At 58.6% G+C, this 6,698-nt stretch carries 9 protein-coding genes; all 9 read left to right on the forward strand.

Translation table 11 applies throughout. The annotated features are described in order from the left end of the window. Positions 1-207 (forward strand): hypothetical protein (locus tag RMO15_RS31215; RefSeq protein ID WP_309722535.1); only part of this gene is annotated, 207 nt, incomplete at its 5' end. Between the two features lie 180 nt (positions 208-387). After that, complete coding sequence (locus RMO15_RS31220) at positions 388-1,998, forward strand: AAA family ATPase (RefSeq protein ID WP_309722538.1); 1,611 nt, start codon at positions 388-390, stop codon at positions 1,996-1,998. Further along, entirely contained in the window at positions 1,998-2,738 is a 741-nt protein-coding gene (locus RMO15_RS31225) for a serine hydrolase (RefSeq protein ID WP_309722542.1), read from the forward strand. The genes RMO15_RS31220 and RMO15_RS31225 overlap by 1 nt, the downstream gene beginning before the upstream one ends. After that, a complete protein-coding gene (locus tag RMO15_RS31230; protein ID WP_309722545.1) occupies positions 2,735-3,538 on the forward strand; it encodes an aminoglycoside phosphotransferase family protein in 804 nt (267 codons plus the stop codon). Before RMO15_RS31225 ends, RMO15_RS31230 begins: the two co-directional genes overlap by 4 nt. Positions 3,539-3,579: 41 nt before the next feature. Next, positions 3,580-4,326 (forward strand): DUF1559 domain-containing protein, encoded by a 747-nt coding sequence (locus RMO15_RS31235; RefSeq protein ID WP_309722550.1) that lies wholly within the window; start codon positions 3,580-3,582, stop codon positions 4,324-4,326. Between the two features lie 59 nt (positions 4,327-4,385). Then, entirely contained in the window at positions 4,386-4,781 is a 396-nt protein-coding gene (locus tag RMO15_RS31240) for a VOC family protein (RefSeq protein WP_309722556.1), read from the forward strand. Continuing rightward, the gene (locus RMO15_RS31245) at positions 4,769-5,419 is read left to right on the forward strand and encodes a hypothetical protein (RefSeq protein ID WP_309722560.1); all 651 of its coding nucleotides are present in this window, start codon (positions 4,769-4,771) and stop codon (positions 5,417-5,419) included. The genes RMO15_RS31240 and RMO15_RS31245 overlap by 13 nt, the downstream gene beginning before the upstream one ends. A 31-nt stretch (positions 5,420-5,450) precedes the next feature. Next, entirely contained in the window at positions 5,451-6,026 is a 576-nt protein-coding gene (locus RMO15_RS31250) for a sigma-70 family RNA polymerase sigma factor (RefSeq protein WP_309722564.1), read from the forward strand. Beyond that, a partial coding sequence (locus RMO15_RS31255; protein WP_309722568.1) for a hypothetical protein occupies positions 6,023-6,698 on the forward strand: 676 nt, incomplete at its 3' end. The genes RMO15_RS31250 and RMO15_RS31255, both read left to right, overlap by 4 nt.

The following is a 6,698-nucleotide window of genomic DNA, read 5'->3' on the forward strand; positions in this document are numbered from 1 at the left end:
AAGCGCGGCCACGTAGACAATTTTGGGTTCGTGGGCTACGGTGACTATCTTTTCTACAACTTTGACCTTTACTGCACCGAGGCCCCCCCCTTTGGTACGCGCCCGCTAAATCGCGGGGGCGCAGCCGCCACACTCAATCTCGGGGACAGAAAAGTGACTTTGAACCATGTCCTAAACTATACCCGAAAAAAAATCCCTGGCTTTTGAGGCCAGGGAAGAGGGAGAGAAAGATTTAGGGAGAGAAGTCACGCTCTCGTCTGTTTAGCATTCAATGCACGTGCCATGCCAAAGCGTGCCGGTACAACGACGAGTTTTTTTAGCGGATTGTACAACGGGCTTTCGCGGTCTATAATGAAGGGCGCATTTCGCGCTAGGAGAATAACCACTGTGGCCCAGAACTGGTCCAAGCCTGTTGACGTGGAGCTGGAGACACTCATCCGTGCCCGCTACCCGATTATCTATGTCGTCTCATGGGAAGAGCGACGTGTGGAGGAGACGCTTCGGGAGATCTGCCAGAAGCGTGGCAAGAAGCTGATCCAGTGGACCATCACCAGTGGTCTGGGCGGCAATGTCGCCTCGCGTGACCCTCTGGCTGCGCTCGACCAAATCCTTGCCGCTCCCGATCAGACTGTCTTTTTGCTCAAAGACTTCCACCCCTTCATGAACGACCACATGGTCGTCCGCAAGCTCCGCGACCTGGTCTATGCCCTCAAGACCAGCTTCAAGACCCTGATCCTGCTCTCGCCAACCCTCAAGCTGCCCGTCGAGCTGGAGAAAGAGATCACGGTCGTGGACTACCAGCTTCCCACCCCTCAGGACATTGACCGACTACTAGAGGGAATTATCCAGTCCGTCCGCTCCAACAACCAGATTGACGTGAACCTCACTCCGCTGGAGCGGGAGCAGATTCTGAAAGCCGCCTCGGGCCTCACCAGTAACGAAGCCGAGAATGTCTTTGCCAAGTCCCTGGTCGAGAAACGCAAGTTCGATATTGACGTGATCCTCTCCGAAAAAGAGCAGATCATCCGCAAGTCCGGAATTCTAGAGTACTACCCCGCCAGCGAAGCCTTCTCCGATGTCGGTGGCATGGATCTCCTTAAAGAGTGGATGAGCCAGCGCACCGCCAGCTTCACGGATGCCGCCCGGCAGTACGGCTTGCCCGAGCCTAAAGGCGTCTTATTACTCGGTGTTCAAGGGTGTGGTAAGTCTCTCACCGCTAAGGCCATCGGTTCACTCTGGAAATTACCACTTTTGCGCTTAGATGTGGGTAAAATCTTCGGAGGAATTGTTGGACAGAGCGAAGAAAATATTAGAAAGGCAATTTCGACCGCGGAATCTGTGGCCCCCTGTGTTTTGTGGATTGACGAGTTGGAAAAGGGGTTTTCAGGGACGCAAAGCTCGGGTTCTAGCGATGGTGGGACTACTAGTCGCGTTTTTGGGACGTTTTTGGCGTGGATGCAGGATAAAAAAGCGCCTGTTTTTGTCATTGCGACCAGTAACAATGTCACTGCGCTGCCTCCTGAGCTTCTGCGTAAAGGGCGCTTCGATGAGATTTTCTTTGTGGACTTGCCCTCGAAGGCGGAGCGCAAGGAGATTTTCGATATTCACCTGAAGAAGCGGGGCCGCGATTCCAAGGACTTCGATACGGTTGAGCTCGGGAAAGTGGCGATGGGTTTCTCGGGGGCGGAGATTGAGGAGGCGGTGGTCTCGGCACTTTTCTCGGCGTTTGCGGATCGGGATAAAAATGCCAAGACGGGCGAGGAGACGATCCGTGAGGTGACGATGGAGGATCTGAAGCGTTCGGTGAAGATCTCGGTGCCTCTGGCGGTGACGATGCAAGAGAGTATCGCCGAGCTACGCGGGTGGGCTGCCCAGCGTGCCCGCCCTGTGTCGTCGGTGCAGTCGGAGTCGGCAGAGGAGATTCTGGATGCGGAAGAAAACGAGGACGACGAGGACTCGCCCTACCGCATGGGCGACGAGGACGACGAGGCGCACTAGTGGGTTTTGAGGATCTTGAGGCAGAGCTAGGGGGCGGCGTGCTGAGCGTGGCGGCGGCGTGTGGTGGAGAGACTATTCTCTACCACGCCGACCGTGTGCTTCCCACTGCCAGCTCTATCAAGATCGCCATTATCGAGGAGATTTTTCAGCAAGAGCTGGACTTGGCGCAGCCGATCATGGTGACCCGGGCGGACTACGTTCCGGGAAGCGGCGTGCTGGCGACCCTCACGCCGGGCCTTGTGCTCCCCTTGGGTGACTTGGCGACACTGGCAATCTCGGTCTCGGACAACACGGCCAGCAATCTGTGCCTGCGGGCCGTGGGCGGGCCTGAGGCCGTCAATGCGCGGTTGGTTGCGTGGGGCTGCACGGACACGAAAATCCATCGGTCCATCAAGTTCGCGCTGGAGCCCGCCGACCCGCCGCACACCGCCACAGGAACCACGCAGGACTTCGTGAAAGTTCTCTCGCAGCTCGGTTCAGAGACCATCAAGCGCATGCGCCAGGTCAGCGACACCGCCATGCTCCCACGCTTTCTAGAGGGCTACTCGTGTGCCCACAAGCCTGGCGCAGTCACAGGCGTTCGTAACGATGTTGGAGTGATTGAGCGTGGTGGGAAAAAGCTCACTCTCGCGATCTTTACCCAGGGCTGCCCCGACGTGCGCTGGAAAGTGGACAACGCGGGCTGTTTGCTTGTCGCCAAAGTTGCCCAGCGCCTCACCGAGCACTTTCTCGGTTCATGACCATTGAGCTGCTCACCGGAGGGCAGGCAAATAGCGTCTTTGCCGCTACTTTCCCTAGCGGTGAGCGAGCTGTCCTGCGGCTCCACTCACGCACCGATGGCTTTGCGGGAACTGTCCACACCATTGCACGCCTCGCCGCGCTGGGGCTTCCCGTGCCGGAAGTGCTAGCGTCAGGGCAGGCACGGGATTTTTCGTGGCTGATCTTGAGCTGGACGCCGGGTGTCGAGCTGCGCTGGGCACTGGCGGGGATGACCCCCGAGCAACAAACCCGCGTCGCCGAGCAGATTGTTGCCCTTCAGCGCCGAGTGAGCACACTTCCCCAAGGCAGCGGCTTCGGCTTTGTCCCGCCCGGCACGCCCAGCACCCACGCCACCTGGTGGAGCCTTTTACAAACCCACCCGCGCCTCGACGAAGCCCCTGACGACCTCAAAGCTTACTTACAAACCGTCCCGCCGACCTGCTTTCTGGACGACATCACGGGCAAGAATGTGCTCATTGAAAACGGAGAGCTGACGGGGCTGATTGACCTGGATTGTGTCTGCTACGGCGACCTACTCTACTGGCTGGCGCTCACCCATGTCGGGCTGGTCTGTGACACGGCGACGGAGCTTTATCCCCTAGAGCTGATCCGCCTCTGGAATCCCGATCCCCTAGAGTGTCGCGTTCTTGCCTTCTACAGCGCCCTCATGGCCGATGATTTTCTGTCATGGTTTGCCACTAACGAGAGCCCGGAGTGGCAGCAGCGGATGCGGGCCGCCCGTGAGCGCTGGTTTCAGGCGGCATGTCTCACCCATTCTTAGAATTTTCCTGTATAATCTCACTCACACGGAGGTGGTCTGGGATGCATCGAGCTTTCACACTCATCGAGCTACTTGTTGTCATCGCGGTTATCGCGATTCTGGCGGCGATTCTCTTTCCCGTTTTTGCCCAAGCACGCGGGAAAGCCCGTCAGAGCGTCTGTCTCTCTAACCTGAAGCAGCTTGCCTTGGCGCACCTGATGTACGCCCAGGACTACGACGAGACGCCGCCTGCGGTTTTCTTTGGTGAGTCCGATACGCCCCGTGGCTACACCTGGCGCTTTGCCCTGCACCCTTATGTTAAGTCGCACGAGGCTCATTTCTGCCCCCAAGTTCGCCTGCGCTCCTGGCGACCCGACACCCGCCGCCGCGCCTTTAGGGTTCGGATCGGAACCGATGACAATGGCCAGCCTATCTATGACACGGTCTTCTCCACGCTGGATTTCCGGGGCACCGCTGCCTACGCCGTGCCACGCGTTCACCGTCACCCTGGAGGCGCGACTCCCCTGTTCGCCAACCTTGACGAGGACGGAATCTCCACCAGCTCCCTCGCCGCCGTGACGGCTCCGGCTCAGACCGTGCTTTTAATCGAGGCGCACTCAGTCTTCACCGGTAGCTACGAGTGGGACCCTCGCCCTGCGGACACGCACGGCCAGCGCCTCGGAGCCACGCGGCACAGCAATGGCTCGAACTCCGCCTTCGCCGACGGCCACGCACGCTGGAGCGCCCGAGGACGGCTAGGATGCGGCACCGACGGCGGAGCAGACAACTGCGCCTGGTCTATCGAATAGACCTGCAATGCCCAGTCCTCTGCCCCTCTCTGGAACCAGCTTCGGGTACGCTTAGAGCCATGACACCCGAACTCAAACTACGCATCGCCCGGCCTACGGATCACTGGGACGAGATTCTGCGTTTTTACCGTGATGGCCTCGGGCTGGAGCTGCTCGGCTCGTTTGAAGACCACGACGGCTTCGATGGCCTGATGCTGGGCGCTCCGGGCGCACCGTATCACTTCGAGTTCACCCGCCAGAAGGGCCACAAGGTCGGGCCTGCACCGACGCAGGACAACTTAGTCGTCTTCTATCTCCCCGATACCGAGCAGTGGCAAGCCGCCCTCGCCTGCATGGAGGCGCACGGCTTCGCGCCGGTGACGTCCTACAACCCGTACTGGGATCGCGCAGGGAAGACCTTCGAGGACGCCGATGGTTACCGGGTTGTGCTACAAAACGCGGATTGGTCACGCTGATGCCACCACTCCCGACGATTGCTCCCCTGAGGGCGCGGAGCCAGTCTTTAGCGATGCTGGATGCGATTCTCTGCCCCGACTGGGAGGGACGCTACTTTTCCTACAACGCGCACTGGGCTCCCGGCCAACAGATGGCCTCAATGCGGGATGGGCAAGGCAGTGGCTACTTCTTGCTCTTTACTCAAGAAGGTGCGATTCTAAAGGGCTTCGCCGTAGATTCTCCCATGAATCCTTTTAGGAGTGATCTACCTTGTCTCTGGCTTGGTGTATTAGAAAGTGTGCCATCTGTCTTTGCAAGCTTTCTGACCGAACCTGCCTTTGCTCTAGAAGAAACGACTTTTTGTTTTTGGAGGCAGGAGACCGATTCCACTTGGCAGCAAGGCGTGATTAACTTTCCTCCTAGTGCCGATCCCGATGGGGCGCAGGAACTTCTTTCCCTTCTCTGTAGCGAGGCACACTCTTACCATCGCTGGGCGCAAGACCTCTATGAATGCGATATCCCCCTTGCTGCGGTGGAGGCGATCTTTCAGCACCATCCTCTGACAAAGAGCCTTCTGAGAAAGCTCAACCCCGAGTTGCTCTGGGCAGACCTCGACGCCGATCTGGCAGAGATTGGCTACTTGTCACTCTCGCGTTAAATTTTGCGCCTTTGCGCGAATGATGTTGTAGATGACCACGCGCACCGCTTTTGCCCTCCCCTGGAAACGCACTCTCGTTGTGGAGCGCCTGACGCCCGGTGAGCTGCCCACGCGCTATCTGGCAACGGTGGTGCGCTACGCCACGACGCGGCTTGGGCCGGGCACAGAGGCCGAAGATGTAGTGGCTGAGGTCTTTGTCGCCGCGTTTGCAAGCTGGAAGTCCTGCCCAACACCCGCCCCCGAAACGGCTGACCACGACCCGGTACGTGCCTGGCTCTTTGGGATCGCCCGTCGGAAAATCACCGATGTCCTGCGCCGTCGCCAGCGCCACCCCGAGTCTGGGCTGAACGAGACGCTCTTGGGGGGAAGCTCGCCCGAAGTGGAGTTTTTGGGCGACGAAGCGCTGGAGCAACTGAGGGTTGTCCTCGCAGCCCTCCCTGAGGATCAGCGGGAGGCACTACGGCTCAAGTATGTCGAGGAGCTGAGCTTGGTAGAGATGGGGATCATTCTCAAGCGCTCCCCGGCAGCCGTGGGCCAGCTCCTGCACCGCGCACGTGCCGCCGCACGAGCCAAGGGAAGCGCGTACTTTGAGGAGACGGAGCTATGAATAACGAGAGAAAAACAGACACACTCACCGAAGCGATGCAGCGTGCCCACCCGCCAGCAGAGCCCAGTGCAGCTCTTGCGCTAAAAGTCGCGCAGCTCGCAGAGGCGAAAGCCTCCGAGTTGGCGTGGCAAGAAGCCGCAATTCAGAAAAACGCGCTAAGATCTCTTAAGCTTCGCCGTGTGTTGCTTGGAGTTATAGTCGCAGGATTTTTTGGATTTGGGATTGCAGTAGGGCCTCGGGTGTTCTATGGCGTCTCTCTTTGGCAGGCGGCACAGAGGCTTGGGGAAGCCCCATTCCTTCAAGCAACCTCGTATAGAGTCCTGCCAGATGGGACACAGCGTCGCGTAAGTGAGTTTTATAGGCAACACCAGGGAACAACTATCCAAGCAAGGCTAGAGCGTGACGATCTCTTGGCAATCTGGAATGATAAAGCACTCTGGCTGAGCCAGCCCGGAAGCCTGTTTGTCGAGAAAGGGGAATCGTCGCTTGGAGACGAGAACCCCCTTAATAGAATTCAGTTAGCTGCAATGGAGAGTGGTGTGTTTTTCCTCAGCCATAGCGCTCGGCTAGGGCGTTTGCCCGATGGGAGGTTGATCTCGCAGCACCCCAATAGAGAGCAGCGTCTGCTGGTTCAGCAAGCCACAAATGGAGCGGTGAGAGCGCTAGAGCTTG

Source organism: Armatimonas sp., assembly GCF_031410135.1.
In the GTDB taxonomy this organism is placed as follows: Bacteria; Armatimonadota; Armatimonadia; order Armatimonadales; family Armatimonadaceae; genus Armatimonas.

What these genes read in the sequence shown, in the direction of transcription:
- RMO15_RS31230 (WP_309722545.1), top strand. Translation starts at nt 2,735, where the DNA reads ATGACCATTGAGCTGCTCACCGGAGGGCAGGCAAATAGCGTCTTTGCC.
- RMO15_RS31235 (WP_309722550.1), top strand. Translation starts at nt 3,580, where the DNA reads ATGCATCGAGCTTTCACACTCATCGAGCTACTTGTTGTCATCGCGGTT.
- RMO15_RS31240 (WP_309722556.1), top strand. Translation starts at nt 4,386, where the DNA reads ATGACACCCGAACTCAAACTACGCATCGCCCGGCCTACGGATCACTGG.
- RMO15_RS31250 (WP_309722564.1), top strand. Translation starts at nt 5,451, where the DNA reads ATGACCACGCGCACCGCTTTTGCCCTCCCCTGGAAACGCACTCTCGTT.